Below are 16,358 nucleotides of genomic sequence, written 5' to 3'. Positions count from 1 at the left end.
CCTCATGGGGTCGTAGCTCAGCTGGGAGAGCGCGTCGTTCGCAATGACGAGGTCAGGGGTTCGATCCCCCTCGACTCCACCACAGGACAGCCCGCCGGAATCCGGCGGGTTTTTTCATGCCCTGACGCGGCCCACCCGTGCGGCGGGTGACGTGCCCGGTTGCACCCGGCGACCTGCACTCACAGCGGTTTTCAGAGAGACTGAGAAAACCCCTCAGTCTCTCTAAAACGAGCAGCGCGAGGACCCGCCGCCATCAGCGGTTGGAGGTGGAATTGAGGGGCGTGCCTTTGGCCCTTCAATGGAACTGGACACCGCTGTCAGAGAGCACCCCTGGAACCAGCCTTCTCGCTGCCGGTTCCAGGGGCGCCCGGAGGGTTCCGTTCAGCGGGGGCTGGCGAATTCCGGCGGGGACTGCAGGCTCAGCAGGCCTGCCACGGCGACCGGGAACACCGCCGAGCGACCGTCCACGGTCAGCGTGATGCCGGCGGTGGGGGTGCGGGTCAGGCGGGCCTGAGCGTCCGGCAGGTCAGCCAGGGCCGCCAGTGGCACGAAGGCCGCGCGGTCCAGCATGCGCACGGTGACGGGCAGGTTCTGTCCCTTCACGCGCAGGGTTGCGGTGCGGACGGTCACGTTCCGCACGTCCAGGCCCAGCGCGCCGGCCACCTCGGTCAGCGGCAGGAACAGCTGACCGTCGGCTACACGTGCCTTCTGTCCCGCCGCCGCGGCGAACTGAGCGGGCGTCAGGGCCGGTGCGGCGGGCTGGGCGGGCTGCGCCGGACGCACCGGCTGACTGGGCTGGGTCGGTTGGGTGGGCTGCGTGGATTGAGCGGGCCGCGTGGGCTGCGCAGCCGGTTGAGTGGGTTGCGGGGGACGCGCGGGCTGAGCCGGGGCAGTCGTCGCGGTGGTACTGGGCTTCAGGGCCGCGATCACGGCACTCGCGGCGGCGCGGCGCGCCTGCGTCTGCGCCTGAAGTTCCACCGGCGTCGGGACGCGACCCACGGGATTCGGCGCGCCGTGGAAGGTCGTCCAGGGGCCGACCGCCAGGGGCCGCTGCTTCTGCAGGATGTTCAGGCCGCCGCCGTCCGTCACGAAGTACAGACTGCCCTGGTCACTGACGCTGATGCCCGTGTCGATCTTCTTGCCGGTCTTCAGCTGCCACAGGGCCTGCCCGGCCTTCCCGATGGCGTGCACGGTGCCGCTCAGGTCCGCAACGAGGACGCTGCCGTCGCTGAGTTCCACGGCACTGCCCGCGATGCCCGCCCCGGCCCGGTACGTCCATTCGGTCTCGCCGGTGGTGTTCACGGCGTACACGCTGCCGTCGTAGCTGCCCACCACGACCAGCCCGCCGCTCGTGATGATCGGGCTGGCGTTCACGAACAGGCCGGTCAGGACCGTCCACCTGGGCTGCCCGTCGGGCGTGACGGCGTGAATGCGGCGGTCGCTGCTGCCGAAGTACACGCTGCCGTCCGGACCGACCGCCGGGGAGCTGAACACCAGCGAACCGGCCGAGTACGTCCACTTCGGTTTCCCGTCTGCGGTCAGGGCGTTCATGCGGTTGTTCTGCGACCCGAAGTAGATGGTGCCGTCCGGACCGATGGCGGGGCTGCTGAACACCGGCGAGCCCACCTTGTACGACCAGAGGAGTTTCCCGGCGGCGCTCAGGGCGTGCACGCTGCCGCCGGCCGTGGCGACGATCACGCTGCCGTCGATGCGCAGCGCGGGCGTGGCGTAGATGTCCCCGTCCAGTTTCTGCTTCCACAGGAGTTTGCCGGCCGGATCGAGGGCGTACACGGTGTCGTCGTAGGACGCGGCGATCGTCACGCCCTGCGGCGTCACGACCGGGTACGCGCGGCCGATGTCACCGACCGTGTAGACCCACTTTTCACTGCCTGTGGCGTCGGTGCGGTGGATCTTCGCGTCGGATCCCACGAAGGTGAGGTCGCCGTTCGGGGAGACGGTCACGCCGGAAATGACGCGCAGTTCCTTGAACACGTCGACCTTGGGCGCGGTGAACTGAGGCGTGGGTGAGGGGACACTCTGAGCGCTGGCAGCGTGAAAACCAGTCAATGTCATCAGGAGGGCAGCTGGCAAAACGTGGGTATTTCTCATGTTCGATTGGGCTCCTTTACACACCCTTTACGGTGCTGATCGTGGCGTGGACGAGCCTCAGGGTAGAGCCTAAGATGCGAACTGTTATGAAGAAGATTCTCATGCTGACCGCGTTCGCGCTGACCGGCCTCGCCGCTGCGCAGGACACCACCACGACCACCACCGAGACCACCACGACCACGACCACCGTCGCGGAACCCGTGAATGCCCCGGCCATGATGAGCGCCAGCGAGAACTTCGCCAAGGCTCAGGAGTACGCCGTGCAGGCGGACGTGGCCTACCCCGTCCCCTTCTACGACCGCACGCTGTGGAAGGCCGCCGTGGACCACGCCTACTACGCTGCCAGCATGGAAGCCGCCAACCGCGACTACAACGCGTACCTGGCGCAGCTGTACACCAAGACCCAGTGGTGGATCAACGCGTACAACGCCTGGACCCGCCTGGGCGACCTGACTGACCAGGAGAAGCAGTGGGCATCCCTGAGCGCCGCCAAGCTCGCCTTCCTGGCCCTGCAGCGTGGCGACCAGACCATGGCCCGCATGTACGTCGAGAAGGGCATGGCGTGGGCCGACAGCGCCAGCCTCCAGGCCATCATGAAGCGCCTGCAGTAATCCATCCGCACAGCATGAGAGAGGGAGGCCCATTCCGGCCTCCCCTTTCTCATTGATCCGCAGGGCAGGCGGGCCGCCGGAGGTCACCCGGACGGCCCGCCTGCCCCTCCCTTACAGCAGGGTGCGCAGCGTCTCGCGCATGATCTCCAGGCCCGTCGCGGCCTCCTCGCGGGTCAGGATCAGCGGCGGGGAAATACGGATCACGGCCTCACCGCAGTCGAGGTTCAGCAGGCCCCGCTCGAACATCGCCATGCTCGCCCGGTCCCGCAGCGCGCCGTCCGGGCTGCCGTCGGGCTTCACGAACTCCAGTCCGATGAACAGGCCGCGCCCACGCACGTCGCCCAGGAACGGGAATTCCGCCTGCATGCCCTTCAGCTCGGCCATGATGAACTCGCCCACCTGCGCGGCATTGTCCATGAGGTTCGCGCCGCAACCCAGGTGCTGCACCTTGCCTTCCAGCAGGTCCAGCGTCGAGTGCGCCGCCGCCGCCGCCACCGGGTTCCCGCCGTACGTGCTGCCGTGCGACCCGACCGGCCACGTCATGACACTCTCCTTGGCCAGCAGCGCGCCCAGCGGCATGCCCGACGCGATGCCCTTCGCGGACGTGATGATGTCCGGCTGCACGTCGAAGTGCTGGAAGCTGAACATCTTCCCGGTGCGGCCCATCCCGGCCTGCACCTCGTCGAAGATCAGCATGATGCCGTACTTGTCGCACAGCGCCCGCAGGCCCGGCAGGAAGTCCGCCGGGGGCACGATGTACCCGCCCTCGCCCTGCATGGGTTCCACGATGATCGCCGCGACCTCATCGACGGGCAGGATGCCCACGAACAGCCCCTCGATGTGATCCAGCACCGCCTGACCGCACGTCTCGGCCGTGCTGCCCAGCGGCGGACGGAACGGGTTCGGGTACGGCACGTGCGACACGGCAGGCAGCAGCGGACCGAAGCCACGCTTGTACTTCGTCTTGCTGCCCGTCAGCGTGATCGCGCCGTACGTCCGCCCGTGGAAGCTGCCCATCGTCGAGATGATGTGCTGCCGCCCCGTGTGGTTGCGCGCCAGCTTCACGGCCGCCTCGACCGCCTCGGCGCCGCTGTTGCTGAAGAACACGCGCCACTTCTCACCCGGCTTCTCCACGTGCTTCACGAGACGCTCAGCGAGGCTGGTCGTGATCTCCTGCGGGTAATCCGTCAGGCACACGTGCGTGAACTTCGTGATCTGCTCCTGCACCGCCTGCACCACATGCGGATGCGCGTGCCCGGTCGTGCTCACCGCGATCCCCGCGAAGAAATCCAGCATGGTGTTCCCATCCACGTCCGTCAGCCACACGCCCTCACCGTGATCCGGCACGAAGGGGTAAGGACGCATGTACGACGTCGAGAGGTGCTGGCTGTCCCGCTCCATGATCGAAGCGGTCTTCGGGCCGGGCAGAGCAGTCTTCAGTTCAGGCTGACGGGGTTTGGCAAGAGTGGTCATGGAAGTTCTCCTGGGGAGAGGCGGCAGGGTCGCGGGCGACCCCTCCGCCCCTTCGGGGCACCTCCCCTCAAGGGGAGGCGGGTGATTCTGGCACCGCTCAGGCGGAGCGGGCCGCGCAGACGACCGAGCAATCAGCTATCGCGTCAGTCGCCGCTGATGGTCTGGGGTTCGCTCTGGACGGGCTGGGGCGTTTCGATCATGCCGTCGGGGGCGGTGTCGGTGGCCTGCGCGCCGATGCCGTGGGCGGCCCATTTGTCTTCGCGGCTGTTGAGGCGGTGCTGGGTGGCGCCGGGGCGGTGGCGGGATTCGGCGAATTCCTTGGGTTCAATGGAAATGCGTTCGCCTTCCATGAGGCCAAAGATGCCGCTCTGGCCGGGTTCCTTGCGTTGCCAGTCGGTGGGGACGAGCATGTCGGGGCCGGTGTAGTCGGTGGGTTCGCTGTACGCGGCGATGTAGCCTTCGAAGTTGCGCAGGATGAGCTTCTCGGGGCTGTGCGAGAGGACGTAGTTGGGCGCGACGGGGATCTTGCCGCCGCCGCCGGGGGCGTCCACGACGTAGGTGGGGACGCTGTAGCCGCTGGTGTGGCCGCGGAGGCTTTCCATGATTTCCAGGCCCTTGCTGACGGTGGTGCGCAGGTGCCCGGCGCCGTGGACGAGGTCGCACTGGTAGATGTAGTAGGGGCGCACGCGGATCTTGACGAGTTCGCGTACGAGTTTCTGCATGATGACGGGGTGGTCGTTCACGCCGCGCAGCAGCACGCTCTGGTTGCCGAGGGGCACTCCAGCGCGGGTGAGGCGGTCGCAGGCGTCGGCGACTTCCGGGGTGATTTCCTTGGGGTGGTTGACGTGAATGTTCATCCACACCGGGTGGTTCTCCGCGAGGACGTCGCAGAGTTCCTGCGTGACGCGCATGGGCATGAACACGGGGACGCGGGTGCCGATGCGGATGATCTCGATGTGCTCGATCTTGCGCAGTTCGGCCAGCAGGCGACCCAGGACTTTCGGCGCGAGGGTGAGGGGGTCACCGCCGCTGAGCAGCACGTCGCGGACCTGGGGGGTGTTGCGCAGGTAGTTCAGCTGCTGTTCGTACTCGGCGGGGTTGAAGGTCTCGGTGGGGTCGCCGACGATGCGGCTGCGGGTGCAGTAGCGGCAGTAGCTGGCGCACTGCGTGGTGACGAGCATCAGCACGCGGTCCGGGTAGCGGTGCACGAGGCCGGGGACGGGGCTGTGCTTGTCCTCCGCCAGGGAGTCTTCCATCATGCTCGTGAACGGCTGGAGTTCTTCCTCGGTGGGGATGACCTGGCGCCTGACGGGGCAGGTGGGGTCGTCGCGGTCCATGAGGCTGGCGAAGTACGGGGTGATGTCCAGGCGGAAGATGCCCTCCGCTGACGCGCCCTTGCGCTCGCTGTCGGTGAGGGTGAGGACTTCCTCGAGTTCGGCGACGCTGTTGATGCGGTTTTTCAGCTGCCATTTCCAGTCGTACCACTGCTCGTCGGGCACGTCGGCCCACTTGTCGGCGCGGTGGTTGCGGGGCAGCATCATCTGGCTGCGAAGGGTGGCCTGCGGGTGAATGGGCATGGGGGAACCTCCAGAAGCGACTGCTTGGGGATGAGACTCGACTTGAGTGCTTCCTTATTTTCCGCGCCGTGCCGGGCTGATTGGAATGCGCGTCGCCTGTCAGGTGCGCGGGGGTCGCCGCACACCAGCCTCTCAAACGCCACCCCCCACCTTCCAAATGCTAAGGTGGGGGCGTATGAGACAGTCCGGCGGCCACCTCGACCCCCTCGACCACCGCATCCTGCAGGAACTCCAGACGGACTCCCGCCTAAGCATGCGAGAACTCGGCCGCCGCGTCGGCCTGAGCGCTCCCGCCGTCACCGAACGCGTCCGCCGCCTCGAGGACGCCGGCGTGATCCTCGGCTACGGCATCCGCGTCGCCAGCAAACCCCTGGGGCGCACCATCACTGCGTTCATCGGCGTGCAGGACAGTGGCCGCAACGACCCCACCCTGGTCCGCTGGGCCACCAGACACGACGGCGTGCTGGAATGCCACAGCGTCACCGGGGACAACTCATGCATCCTGAAAGTCGCTGTGCCGGACGTCGGCGCGCTGGAACACATGCTGACCGAACTGATCAACATGGGCTTCACCTGCGACACCAGCATCGTCCTCAGCACCCCCCTGGAAGGCAAACTGCTCCTCCCGCCCAGGTGAGCCGGAGCAGAGCGGGTACAGTTCAGCATGACCTCCAGATCCGCCCGTAAGGCCCAGCCGGACGCCGCCTTCAGCGCCGAGGAACGCGCTGCCATGAAGGACCGCGCCCGGGAGGTGCGCGCCTCCCGCAAGGCCAGCCCCGCCACCGACGGTGACGCGGAGGTCCTGGCCCGCATCACCGAACTGCCCGAACCCGAGCGGACCCTGGCCCGCCACCTGCCTGATCCGCGAGGTGGCCCCCGACCTGACCCCGCGCCTGTGGTACGGCATGCCCGCGTACGCACTGAACGGCAAGGTCGTGTGCTTCTATCAGGCGGCCGCGAAATTCAAGACCCGCTACGGCACGCTGGGGTTCAGCGACGCGGCCCGGCTGGACGACGGGGTAATGTGGCCAACCGCGTACGCCCTGACCACCTGGACTCCGGACAGCCGCACGCAGGTGAAGAACCTGATCCTCCGCGCCCTCCGGGAGGGGCAGGGCGGGTAAGCTGCCCTCATGTGGCCTGAACTGCGGGAGCTGTTCGTGCGGGACATCCAGAAGCTGATCACGGAACTGGAAGCGTACCCGGACGACGCCTCCGTGTGGCGGGTGCGGGGGGACATCGTGAATCCGGCGGGGACGCTGGCGCTGCACCTGATCGGGAACCTGTCGCAGTTCGTCGGCGCGGACCTGGGCGGCGTGCCGTTCACGCGGGACCGGGAGGCGGAGTTCGCCCGGCGGGACGTGCCCCGCGCGGAACTGATCGCGGGCCTGCGGGAGGTGTCGGCGCGGGTGGTGGCGACCCTGGACGGCCTCGACGAGTCGAGACTGGATGAGGTGAGTGCGCGGCACCTGCCGGGCTTCCCGGAGGGCATGACGGTCCGGTACTTCCTGATTCACCTGTACGGGCACCTGAACTGGCACCTGGGACAGGTGGATTACCACCGCCGGATGCTGGACTGAACGGTTCTACGGATTCCGTTTGTTTCGCTGACAACCCGGAACGCCACCGGGTTGTCAGCTCCACGTCCGGAACCCGTTGTGCTCCTCCTCTGCGGGGCAGCTCTACGAGTCGCATCCGCTCGGACCCAGCGGCTTTGTAAGCCATTCAATCCGAGTTCGTATTACTTCACATTGACGTAGGCGCTGTATGTGCCGACGGACTGCATCCAGAGGATGCGCTGCCCGCCGCGTCCGGCTTCGAAGTAGGCGTTGTACACCTTGGGTTTGCCTTCGATGTCGCTGAAGCTGACCTGCCAGTTGCCCTTCATGGCGTGTTTGCCGCTGGATTTGGCGCCGCTGAAGGTCTGCGCGCCGACGACGCCGCTGGCCATGGCGAGGCTCCAGCGGTACGTGCCGTTCCCGACGAACTCGAACGTCTCGTTGCTGGAGAATCCGGTGGCGCCGGCGCTGAGGCCGGTGAAGGCGTTCACCCACTGCGTATACCCGCTGGCGTTGCTGCTCCAGGTGCCGGTGAGGTCGCTGGCGGCGACGGCGAAGCGGTTCAGGCCGCGCAGGTTCCGCAGGGGCCGCAGGAGGGCGTCGTCCACGCCGTAGAACTGCGCGGGGTCCAGGCGGTAGGTCTTCAGGAACGTGTCGCGGTCGGGGGTGACGATCTCGATCCAGCCGCTCTCGGCCTGCCGGAACAGCGCGACGTACACCCGCGCCCCGGTCTCCAGGCTGGTGGCGGTCCCGCTGGCGAGGTAGGGCCGTTCGAAGTTCAGGGTGTCGAAGGCCTGACGGTAGTCCTGCAGGTCGCGGTAGCGGGGCGCGACGAGGGTATTCCACGCGTCGCGGAGCGCAGCGTCGGAGTCCGGGTTGTACGTGGGGCCCGTGGGGTAGTGCAGGCGGATGGTGGTGGTGCCGCGCCGGGCGAGCACCCAGTCCTTCTGCACGACGGACACCCACCCGTCGTCGAAGGTGGTCGTGTCGAACTTGAAGGTGCTCTTCAGCGGCGCGGTGTTCAGGCCGCCCGCTGCGGGGGCCGGGGCGGGTTTCGGTGGGGTGGGCGCGGTCTGGGCGGTGGGGGTTTTCAGGCGCAGGGTGGTCAGGAACGCGTCGAACTGCTCCAGGCACTTCTCGTCGTTGCCGAGCATCAGGACGCTCGCCGCCTGCCCGGCCGCACTGAAGGTCGCCAGGACGGCCAGACTGGTCCCGCCCTCGAACTCGAATGAGGCGCCGCCCAGGTGGGTCTGCCAGCCGCTGACCGGCTCGCCGCTCTCCTCCTCGGGGGCGTCGTCGGGACCGAAGGGTTTCACGACCAGGGTGTTCCATTCGCTGCGGAAGTCCTGTTTCACGTTTCCGCTGCCCTTCGTGGCGGGGTACAGGTCGAAGAGGCAGTACTGGCCGCCCGCGTTGCGGCTGACGCGCGTGACGCCCTTCGCGGTCGTCTGCGTCCAGCCGCTCGGGGGCGTGTAGGTGTACACGTCGAACGTCGCGGCGTGCGCGGCGCTCAGGGTGCTCAGGGCCAGCAGGAGCAGGTGGGCGGGGCGGATGCGCATGCGGTGAACCTCCAGACAGGGGGGCGCGGACCGGGGGGACGTCCAGTATGAACCGCGCGCCCGGCACCGCGCACGCCCCGCGTCGGGTAGACTGCGGGGCTGATGTCCGACGCTGCCACACCCTCCCCCACCACTGTTCCGCCCCAGGCCACGGGCATCACCCTGGTCGTCACCGAACGCGTCCGCCTGTCGAAACTCGACGCCTATGAGGCGTGGGCGCGGCGCCTGCACGCCCTCCAGGCGACCCAGCCGGGCTTCGTGGGGCTGCACGTCCTGCGGGACGCGGGCGGCCCGGTCGCGGAGTACGTGACGCTGGTTCGGTTCGCGTCCCCGCAGGCGCTGGAAGCGTGGCGCGCCACGCCCGCGTACCGTTCGGCGCTGGCGGAACTGGACGAGTTCACCGCCGACGAGGTCGAGTACCGCGAGGCGCAGGGCCTGGAGGCGTGGTTCGACCGCCCGGCGCGCCTGCCCGCCCCGCCGCTGTGGAAGAACGTGATCGTGGGCATCGTGGGCGTGTACCCGCTGATCATGCTGTTCGCGTGGCTGCTGCGGCCCCTCACCGGGGAGTGGCCCGCGTGGGCGTCCACGCTGGCGACCGCGTCGGTCTCCACGCTGTTCCTGAACTGGCCGGTGCTGCCATGGCTGTCGCGCCTGCTGCGCCCCTGGCTGTACCCCACCCGGCGCACCTGAACCCTGAACGGGAGGCGGCCCCGAGGTATATCCGGGGCCGCCTCTTCCTACGTCTGGATTACGTCCAGGTGCCGTTGACCTCGCGGACGTGCAGGGTCGGGCCGTCCGCCGCGACGATCACGACCCGCGCGCCCTGCGGGGTGTCCGGGCCGGTGGCGCGCCACTCGCTGTCCCCCACCCGCACCCGGCCCATGCCGTTCACGATGGGCGTGACGACCGTGACCGTCTGCCCCACCAGCCGGTGCGAACCCCGGTTCACGCGGCCCGCCTCCGGCGAGTCCGGCAGGAGGCGCGTCACGTAGCGGCGGCCCAGCGTGACCGCCACGACGCTCAGCGCGGCGAACAGCAGCAGCTGCACGGCGACCGGCAGGATGGGCAGGACGAACACCAAGAGGCCCAGCGCGAACGCGGCGAGGGCCAGCCACACGAAGAAGATGCCGGGCGCGGCGACTTCCAGGATCAGCAGCAGGGCGCCCAGCACCCACCAGTGCCAGGACTGCACGCGTTCCAGGGTGGGCAGCCAGTCCACGGTCAGCCCTTGCGTCCGAAGGCGTCGCGCGCGATCTCCGCGACGCCCTGCAGGCTGCCCAGGATGCTCGTGGCCTCCAGCGGCAGGATCAGGGTCTTCTGGTTGGGGGCGCTGGCGATGTCCTTCAGGGCGTCCACGTAGCGCTGCGCGACGAAGTAGTTGATGGCCTGCACGTTCCCCGCAGCAATCGCGTCACTGACCAGCCGGGTCGCCTCGGCTTCGGCCTGCGCGGCGCGTTCGCGGGCCTCGGCCTCCATGAACGCCGCCTGACGGCGTCCCTCGGCGGAGAGGATCTCGGCCTGCTTCTCGCCCTCGGCCTTCAGGATCGCGGCCTGCCGGAACCCCTCGGCATCGAGGATGTTGGCGCGTTTCTCGCGTTCGGCCTTCATCTGGCGGGCCATGCTGGCGACCAGATCGGCCGGAGGTTTGATGTCCTTGACCTCGATTCGCGTGGCCTTGACGCCCCACGGCTCGGTGGCCTCGTCCACGACGGTCAGCAGGCGGGCGTTGATCTGGTCGCGGTTCGACAGCAGTTCGTCGAGGTCCATGCTGCCCATCACGGTGCGGATGTTCGTCATGGTGAGGTTCAGGATCGCCTGGTTCAGGTTGCTGACCTCGTAGCTGGCCTTGGCGGCGTCGAGCACCTGGTAGAACACCACGCCGTCCACGGTGACCAGGGCGTTGTCCTTGGTGATGACCTCCTGACTGGGGACGTCGAGCACCTGTTCCATCATGTTCACTCTGCGCCCGATGCGGTCGATGTACGGAATGATGATGTTCAGCCCGGGCTTCAGCGTCCGCTGGAACTTCCCGAAGCGTTCCTGCGTCCACTCGCTGCCCTGCGGCACGCTCTTGACTCCGGCGAACAGCGTGACCAGCACCAGCACGAGCAGCACGATCACAAAAATGGTGAATCCCATGAAATTGCCTCCCTTTACGGGGCAGTACGCGCCCCCGCTGCGCCGGGTTCCCAGGGCACCGTGACGACCCCCAGCAGTGGCAGGTCCCGCCACAGCGGGTACGGGTCCACGCCGCGCAGCGCCGCGACGAACAGGCTGATGACCGTCCCGTGCGCCACGACCGCAACGGTCGACTGCGGGTTGGCGGCCATGACGGCGTTCACGGCGTTCGAGAAGCGGGTACGGGCATCCCGTGCGGTCTCCTCGCCGACCACCAGCCGGTCCGGCTGCGCGAAGAACGCGCGGTACTCCGCCTGGAAATCCGTCGGGTCGGCGTGAAAGCGGGCCGTGTACCGCAGCTGCTCGTGCAGGCCGTGCATGGGCCGCAGCGGCACCCCCAGGTGATCGGCCAGCGCCTGCGCGGTCGCGTGCGCCTTGGGTTCCAGCGAGCACACGATCACGTCCGGACGCGGGTCCAGGCGCGCCGTCAGCGCGGGCAGATCGGTCAGGGCGTCCGGGGCCAGCGGCCACTCGTGCGCCGGGACGCCCGTCCGGAACTGCGGTCTGCCGTGTTTGATCAGGTGCAGGATGCGGGGCATGAGCGCAGCAGAGCACGCCCCTGGGCGCGCTGGCGTCTGCCGGATCGCGTAGACGCCTCCCCGGCCCGCAGGGCGACGCGCCGTTAGACTCGCGGGGATGAGTGCGCCGCTGGTGGCCCTGAGGGACGTGGACGTGATCGCGGGTGGGGACACGCGCCTGCGCGGCGTGACGCTGGACGTGCCGCGCCGCGCGGCGCTGCGGCTGTGGGGGCCGAACGGGGGTGGGAAGACGACGCTGCTGCGCCTCCTGGCGGGTGAGGTCGCCCCGGTGCGTGGCGAGCGGGTGTACGGCCTGGGGGGCGGGGTGCAGCGCTCGGCGGTGTGGGCGCGGCGGTCGCTGCGGCTGGTCGGGCCGGATGCCGAGGCGTTCTACCTGACGCGCGAGTGGGTGCAGACCGTGCAGGACGTGCTGCTGGCGGCGCTGTCCGGCGAGCGGTTGAACCTGTGGGAGGCGACGCCGGGGGCGCGGGCGCGTGTGGCGGAGGTCGCGGCCCTGACGGGACTGGGGACGCTGCTGGGGCGGGACGTGCGGACGCTGAGCCATGGGCAGCGGCGGCGGGTGATGCTGGGCGCGGCGCTGATGCCCGCGCCGGAACTGCTGCTGCTGGACGAGTTCACGGACGGCCTGAGCCCGCAGGCCCGCGCGGAACTGGGCGCGCTGATCGCGCGGGTGCACGCGTCGGGGGTGGGGGTGGTGCTCGCCATGCACCGCCCGGAGGAGGCCCCGGACCTACCGTGGCGGACGCTGCGGGTGGAGGGGGGCGTGGTGACCGAGGCCACGCCGGTCGGAGACGCGCCCTCCCCTGCCCTGACGCTGCCGGGCTCGTCGGGTGGTGGGGAGGTGCTGGTGGACGTGCGGGACGCCGTGGTATTCCGGGACGGGCACCGCGCGCTGGGGCCGGTCAGCTGGTCGTGGCGCACGGGGGAGCACTGGCTGGTGACCGGCGAGAACGGCAGCGGCAAGAGCACGCTGGCGCGGTTGATCGCCGGGGAGCTGCATCCCGCGCTGGGCGGGAGCGTCCGGCGGGCGTTCCTGGGGCGCGACCTGCTGACCGAGCGCCGCGCGCAGATGGGACTGGTCAGCGCGGAGCTGGGCATCCGGCAGCGGCGGGACTGGTCGGGCCGCGAGGTGATCGGCAGTGCCTGGAGCGGCGCGGAGGGCTTCAGCCCCGACCTCACGCCGGAGCAGGCGCGCGTGGTGGAGGAACTGGCGGCGCACCTCTCCCTGACGGACCTGCTGGACCGCACGGCGGAGTCGCTGTCGCAGGGACAGTTGCGGCGGCTGCTGCTGGCCCGCGCGGTCGCGCACCGCCCGCGCCTGCTGATCCTCGACGAGGGCCTGGACTTCCTGGACGCCCATTCGCGCGCCGCGTTCCTGGCATTGCTGCCCGGTCTGGCCCGCGCGGGCACGCACGTCATGGTGATCGCGCACCGCGACACGGACGCCCCGGCGGGCCTCACGCACCACCTGCACCTGGACGGCGGCCGGGTCGCGTTCACGCGCCCGCTCCAGTCAGACTCGGCTCACCTTCAGGCTCTACCCTGACGCTCATGAAGCGCGCCCATCTGCTGCCCCCGCTGCTCCTCGCGGCCCTGAGTCTCACCCCGGCCCTCGCGCAGGGCGCGGCCACCACGGCCACCCCCCCCGCGGCGGAGGGGACGCGCACCGTGGAGGCCGTCACCGCCACCAGTTCCAAGGGCTACTCGATCCGCGTCCCTGCCGGGTGGATTCCCCTGAAGAACGTGCCCGGCGCGGACGTGGCGTTCATCAACCGTGACGCGGGGAACGTGCGCCCCACCGTCACCGTGCAGGTACAGGACGTGGACCCCAAGCTGAAGGCGACCCTGGCGGACTTCCGCGACCTGTTCGCGTCGCAGCTGAGCAGGGACGTGCCCAAGTTCAAGATGCTGGGCGAGAAGACCATCAAGCTGGGCAGCACGCCCGCGATCCTCTGGACGTACCTGGGCGACGGGGACGACGGCATGGTCCGGTGGACGCAGGTGCTGACCCTGAAGAACAACCGCCTGTTCACCGCGACGCTGGTGCAGCCCAGCGGCACGACCACCGAACAGATCGAGGAAGGCCGCTCGATCCTGACCAGCCTGACCCTGAAGTAATCTCCGACGAACCGCGGCCGCTCAATCCAGGGCGGCCGCGGTTCGTCGTTGCGGTCACAGGGCGTGGACGATGTCGCGGGTGGCCGGGTACAGCGCGCGGTACAGGCGGTACAGGCGGTCATACTCGGCGCGGGTGGCCGGGTCGGGCGTGACGGGCGGGCCCGGTTGCACCCAGCGGTCCAGGTCGGCGTGGCTCAGCACCCCGGCGGCCAGTCCCGCGAGGAACGCGTCGCCGTAGCTGGCGCCGACGGTCACCTGCGGCACCTCCTGCACCTGCCCGGTGATGTCCGAGACGATCTGCAGCCACGTGCCGCCCTTCGTGCCGCCGCCCACCGCGATGACGCGCCGCACGTCCGCGCCCAGGTCGCGCAGCGCGTCCAGATTGTGGCGGATGCCGTAACCCACGCCCTCCAGCGCCGCGCGGAACAGGTGCGCGCGGGTGTGCGAGAGGGTCAGGCCCGCCACCACGCCGCGCGCCTGCGGGTCGTTGATGGGCGTGCGCTCGCCGCTGAAGTACGGGAGCATCAGCAGGCCGTCCGCGCCGGGTGGCAGCGCGGCCGCCTGCGTGAACAGCGTGTCGTAGGCGGCTGCGGTGTCCTGTTCGCGCGCGAACTCGTCCACGATCCAGCGGGTGAGGCTGCCGGTGGTGCTCATGCCCGCCGCGAGGTTCACCTGCCCCTCGAACGCGCCGCCCACCGACCACACGCGCGCGTCGGGGGTGGGGTGCTGCTGCGTGAGGATGAAGAAGGTGGACGAGCCGTACATGATCATCAGGTCGCCGGGCCGCGCCGCGCCGACACTGAGGCCCTCGGCCAAGGCGTCCACGGTGCCCACCGCGACGGGCGTGCCGGGACGCAGGCCGGTGGCGGCGGCGGCCTCTGCGGTGACCTGACCGGCCCGCTCGTTACTCCAGGCGAGGCGGGGCAGCACCTGCGGTCCGCGGTCGCCCAGCACGGACGCGGCGAACTGCGCGGTCCAGGTGCGGGCGCGCGGGTCGTACAGCGGCATGAAGTGCGCGCCCGTATGGTGGTCGATGACGTGCTCGCCGGTCAGGCGGAACACGAGGTAACTGCCCGCACTCGTCAGCGTGCGTGCCTGCGCCCACACCTCGGGTTCGTGTTCACGCAGCCAGCGGATCTTCGGGCCGATCGCCTGACTCGTCAGGGCCATGTCGCTGTGCGCGAGGATCACCGCCTCGCCCAGTTCGGCGTTCAGTGCGTCGATCTGCGCCTGCGCGCGGGTGTCCACGCCGTACAGGATGCCGGGCCGCAGCGGCCGCCCCGCCGCGTCCAGCGGCAGCAGCGTGGGGCCGATCGCGCTGCACGCCACCCCCGCCACCCGCCCGGCCATGCCGGGTTCGCGCAGCAGCGCGCGCAGGATCGTCACCACGTCCGCCCACCACACCGCGTCCGCGTCCTGCTCCACGTGTCCGTGCTGGGGCACCGAGATCCCGTGCGGCACGACGTGCTGCGTTACGATCTGCCCGTCCAGCGTGGTCAGGACGCCCTTGCTGGAGTACGTGCCGACATCCACCCCGATCAGGAGGTCCTGCGCCGGTTCAGCTGACATCGATCATCACCTTCATGGACGTGCGTTTCTCGCGGTCGGCGAACGCGAACGCCTCGGGCGTCCGGTCGAACGGGAAGCGGTGCGTGACGAGCGCGTCCAGATTCACGCGGCCCGTCGCGGCGAGCTCTACAGCGGCCGGGTAGCAGTTCGCGTAGCGGAACACGCCCCGCAGCGTCACCTCGCGGCTCGCGGCGCTGACGATGTCCAGGCTGACCTCCGGGTCGGGCGGGAGGCCCACCAGCACGGCCACGCCGCCCGGTTTCGGCGCGGCCAGGGTCAGGCGCGTGGTGGGGAGACTCCCGGCGGTTTCGAAGGCGACGTCCACGCCCGCGTGCGAGAGCGGCAGGCCGTCGCGCGCGGCGCACAGCTCCCGGATGGCCGCCAGGGCATCCGCGTGCCGGGCGTTGATGGTGTGGGTCGCGCCGACCTCGCGGGCCAGATCCAGCCGGAAGTCCTCCAGATCCACCGCGATGACCGTGGTCGCGCCCGCCGCGCGGGCCGCCATGACGGTCGTGCAGCCCACCGGCCCGGCGCCCAGCACCGCCACCGCGTGACCGGGGCGCACCTCGCCCTTGCGGGCGGCCCACAGGCCCACCGCCAGGGGTTCCAGCAGCGCCGCCGCGTCGTCACTGACGCTGCCTGACACCCGGTACACGAAGTCGTCGGGCCACAGCACATACTCGGCCAGGGCGCCGTCCACCGGGGGCGTCGCCATGAACCGCATGTCCGGGCAGAGGTTGTACGCCCCGCTGCGGCAGGACGCGCAGCGGCGGCACGGCACGCCGGGTTCCAGCGCCACGCGGTCCCCCGGCTGCACGCGGGTCACGCCCGCGCCCACGGCCTCCACCACGCCACTCACCTCGTGCCCCAGCACCAGCGGGCCGTCCACCACAAACGGCCCGATCCTCCCATGCGTGTAGTAGTGCACGTCGCTGCCGCACACGCCGATCCGCGTGACGCGCACCCGCACCTCCCGCGCGCCGGGCTCGGGGACCTCGCGGGCCGTCCAGTCCAGCTGCCGCGGGCCGGTCAGGACGGACGTTCTCGAACTCAGGGTCATGTCACT

Annotated in this window: 16 protein-coding genes and 1 tRNA gene; 8 read left to right on the top strand and 9 right to left on the bottom strand. The window is 69.8% G+C overall.

The features are described from left to right. Window positions 1-6 precede the first annotated feature (6 nt). Window positions 7-82: transfer RNA gene (locus IEY69_RS08065), tRNA-Ala, on the top strand. Window positions 83-381: 299 nt separating this feature from the next. On the opposite strand, the gene IEY69_RS08060 is transcribed toward IEY69_RS08065, so the two are convergent. After that, window positions 382-2,073: an outer membrane protein assembly factor BamB family protein gene (locus IEY69_RS08060; RefSeq protein WP_308425451.1), complete on the bottom strand. Its 1,692-nt coding sequence runs from the start codon at window positions 2,071-2,073 to the stop codon at window positions 382-384. Window positions 2,074-2,195: 122 nt separating this feature from the next. On the opposite strand from IEY69_RS08060, the gene IEY69_RS08055 reads away from it, so the two are divergent. Beyond that, entirely contained in the window at window positions 2,196-2,720 is a 525-nt protein-coding gene (locus IEY69_RS08055; protein WP_229783747.1) for a hypothetical protein, read from the top strand. 111 nt (window positions 2,721-2,831) lie between these two features. Here the strand turns inward: IEY69_RS08055 and IEY69_RS08050 are convergent, their stop codons facing one another. Continuing rightward, window positions 2,832-4,193, bottom strand: a complete 1,362-nt coding sequence (locus tag IEY69_RS08050) for an acetyl ornithine aminotransferase family protein (RefSeq protein ID WP_189072623.1) — start codon at window positions 4,191-4,193, stop codon at window positions 2,832-2,834. A gap of 143 nt (window positions 4,194-4,336) precedes the next feature. Then, on the bottom strand, window positions 4,337-5,770 hold the full coding sequence (kamA, locus tag IEY69_RS08045; protein WP_189072622.1) for a lysine 2,3-aminomutase: 1,434 nt from the start codon (window positions 5,768-5,770) through the stop codon (window positions 4,337-4,339). A 175-nt stretch (window positions 5,771-5,945) separates the two neighbouring features. Here kamA and IEY69_RS08040 point away from each other — a divergent pair, with 175 nt between their 5' ends. The 3 genes from IEY69_RS08040 (at window position 5,946) to IEY69_RS08030 (ending at window position 7,350) form a co-directional block, all read left to right on the top strand. Continuing rightward, on the top strand, window positions 5,946-6,407 hold the full coding sequence (locus IEY69_RS08040) for an Lrp/AsnC family transcriptional regulator (RefSeq protein ID WP_174366804.1): 462 nt from the start codon (window positions 5,946-5,948) through the stop codon (window positions 6,405-6,407). A gap of 232 nt (window positions 6,408-6,639) precedes the next feature. Further along, window positions 6,640-6,894 carry a hypothetical protein gene (locus IEY69_RS21695; RefSeq protein WP_229783746.1) on the top strand — a complete coding sequence of 85 codons (255 nt, stop codon included), beginning with the start codon at window positions 6,640-6,642 and terminating at the stop codon, window positions 6,892-6,894. A 9-nt stretch (window positions 6,895-6,903) separates the two neighbouring features. Further along, a complete protein-coding gene (locus IEY69_RS08030; RefSeq protein ID WP_189072621.1) occupies window positions 6,904-7,350 on the top strand; it encodes a DinB family protein in 447 nt (148 codons plus the stop codon). A gap of 161 nt (window positions 7,351-7,511) precedes the next feature. On the opposite strand, the gene IEY69_RS08025 is transcribed toward IEY69_RS08030, so the two are convergent. Continuing rightward, window positions 7,512-8,888 (bottom strand): hypothetical protein, encoded by a 1,377-nt coding sequence (locus IEY69_RS08025; RefSeq protein ID WP_189072620.1) that lies wholly within the window; start codon window positions 8,886-8,888, stop codon window positions 7,512-7,514. Window positions 8,889-8,990: 102 nt separating this feature from the next. Here IEY69_RS08025 and IEY69_RS08020 point away from each other — a divergent pair, with 102 nt between their 5' ends. Further along, window positions 8,991-9,578, top strand: coding sequence for an antibiotic biosynthesis monooxygenase (locus IEY69_RS08020; RefSeq protein WP_189072619.1), 588 nt, complete (start codon window positions 8,991-8,993; stop codon window positions 9,576-9,578). A 58-nt stretch (window positions 9,579-9,636) separates the two neighbouring features. On the opposite strand, the gene IEY69_RS08015 is transcribed toward IEY69_RS08020, so the two are convergent. From IEY69_RS08015 to IEY69_RS08005, 3 genes are read right to left on the bottom strand one after another with little or no spacing between them, the layout of a single operon-like run. Beyond that, window positions 9,637-10,107, bottom strand: a complete 471-nt coding sequence (locus IEY69_RS08015) for an NfeD family protein (RefSeq protein WP_189072618.1) — start codon at window positions 10,105-10,107, stop codon at window positions 9,637-9,639. A gap of 2 nt (window positions 10,108-10,109) precedes the next feature. Continuing rightward, entirely contained in the window at window positions 10,110-11,027 is a 918-nt protein-coding gene (locus IEY69_RS08010) for an SPFH domain-containing protein (protein WP_189072617.1), read from the bottom strand. 14 nt (window positions 11,028-11,041) lie between these two features. Continuing rightward, window positions 11,042-11,605 (bottom strand): histidine phosphatase family protein, encoded by a 564-nt coding sequence (locus IEY69_RS08005; RefSeq protein WP_189072616.1) that lies wholly within the window; start codon window positions 11,603-11,605, stop codon window positions 11,042-11,044. A gap of 97 nt (window positions 11,606-11,702) precedes the next feature. Between IEY69_RS08005 and IEY69_RS08000 the strand changes: the two genes are divergently transcribed. Both IEY69_RS08000 and IEY69_RS07995 read left to right on the top strand, forming a co-directional pair. Next, complete coding sequence (locus tag IEY69_RS08000; protein ID WP_189072615.1) at window positions 11,703-13,151, top strand: ATP-binding cassette domain-containing protein; 1,449 nt, start codon at window positions 11,703-11,705, stop codon at window positions 13,149-13,151. A 5-nt stretch (window positions 13,152-13,156) separates the two neighbouring features. Then, window positions 13,157-13,723 carry a PsbP-related protein gene (locus tag IEY69_RS07995; protein WP_189072614.1) on the top strand — a complete coding sequence of 189 codons (567 nt, stop codon included), beginning with the start codon at window positions 13,157-13,159 and terminating at the stop codon, window positions 13,721-13,723. A gap of 54 nt (window positions 13,724-13,777) precedes the next feature. Here IEY69_RS07995 and IEY69_RS07990 read toward each other — a convergent pair whose 3' ends face one another. Continuing rightward, window positions 13,778-15,292 (bottom strand): FGGY-family carbohydrate kinase, encoded by a 1,515-nt coding sequence (locus IEY69_RS07990; protein ID WP_189072613.1) that lies wholly within the window; start codon window positions 15,290-15,292, stop codon window positions 13,778-13,780. Beyond that, a complete protein-coding gene (locus tag IEY69_RS07985; protein ID WP_189072612.1) occupies window positions 15,282-16,352 on the bottom strand; it encodes an NAD(P)-dependent alcohol dehydrogenase in 1,071 nt (356 codons plus the stop codon). The genes IEY69_RS07990 and IEY69_RS07985 overlap by 11 nt, the downstream gene beginning before the upstream one ends. Window positions 16,353-16,358: the final 6 nt, after the last annotated feature.

The organism is Deinococcus sedimenti (assembly GCF_014648135.1).
In the GTDB taxonomy this organism is placed as follows: domain Bacteria; phylum Deinococcota; class Deinococci; order Deinococcales; family Deinococcaceae; genus Deinococcus; species Deinococcus sedimenti.
Note: the sequence above shows the minus strand (reverse complement) of the source record. Positions and strands in the feature narration are given on the sequence as shown.

Bases quoted from the DNA above. Each gene is read 5' to 3' on its own strand.
- IEY69_RS08060 (WP_308425451.1), bottom strand. From the start codon at position 2,073: ATGACATTGACTGGTTTTCACGCTGCCAGCGCTCAGAGTGTCCCCTCA.
- IEY69_RS08055 (WP_229783747.1), top strand. From the start codon at position 2,196: ATGAAGAAGATTCTCATGCTGACCGCGTTCGCGCTGACCGGCCTCGCC.
- IEY69_RS08050 (WP_189072623.1), bottom strand. From the start codon at position 4,193: ATGACCACTCTTGCCAAACCCCGTCAGCCTGAACTGAAGACTGCTCTG.
- kamA (WP_189072622.1), bottom strand. From the start codon at position 5,770: ATGCCCATTCACCCGCAGGCCACCCTTCGCAGCCAGATGATGCTGCCC.
- IEY69_RS08040 (WP_174366804.1), top strand. From the start codon at position 5,946: ATGAGACAGTCCGGCGGCCACCTCGACCCCCTCGACCACCGCATCCTG.
- IEY69_RS08030 (WP_189072621.1), top strand. From the start codon at position 6,904: ATGTGGCCTGAACTGCGGGAGCTGTTCGTGCGGGACATCCAGAAGCTG.
- IEY69_RS08025 (WP_189072620.1), bottom strand. From the start codon at position 8,888: ATGCGCATCCGCCCCGCCCACCTGCTCCTGCTGGCCCTGAGCACCCTG.
- IEY69_RS08020 (WP_189072619.1), top strand. From the start codon at position 8,991: ATGTCCGACGCTGCCACACCCTCCCCCACCACTGTTCCGCCCCAGGCC.
- IEY69_RS08010 (WP_189072617.1), bottom strand. From the start codon at position 11,027: ATGGGATTCACCATTTTTGTGATCGTGCTGCTCGTGCTGGTGCTGGTC.
- IEY69_RS08005 (WP_189072616.1), bottom strand. From the start codon at position 11,605: ATGCCCCGCATCCTGCACCTGATCAAACACGGCAGACCGCAGTTCCGG.
- IEY69_RS08000 (WP_189072615.1), top strand. From the start codon at position 11,703: ATGAGTGCGCCGCTGGTGGCCCTGAGGGACGTGGACGTGATCGCGGGT.
- IEY69_RS07995 (WP_189072614.1), top strand. From the start codon at position 13,157: ATGAAGCGCGCCCATCTGCTGCCCCCGCTGCTCCTCGCGGCCCTGAGT.
- IEY69_RS07990 (WP_189072613.1), bottom strand. From the start codon at position 15,292: ATGTCAGCTGAACCGGCGCAGGACCTCCTGATCGGGGTGGATGTCGGC.
- IEY69_RS07985 (WP_189072612.1), bottom strand. From the start codon at position 16,352: ATGACCCTGAGTTCGAGAACGTCCGTCCTGACCGGCCCGCGGCAGCTG.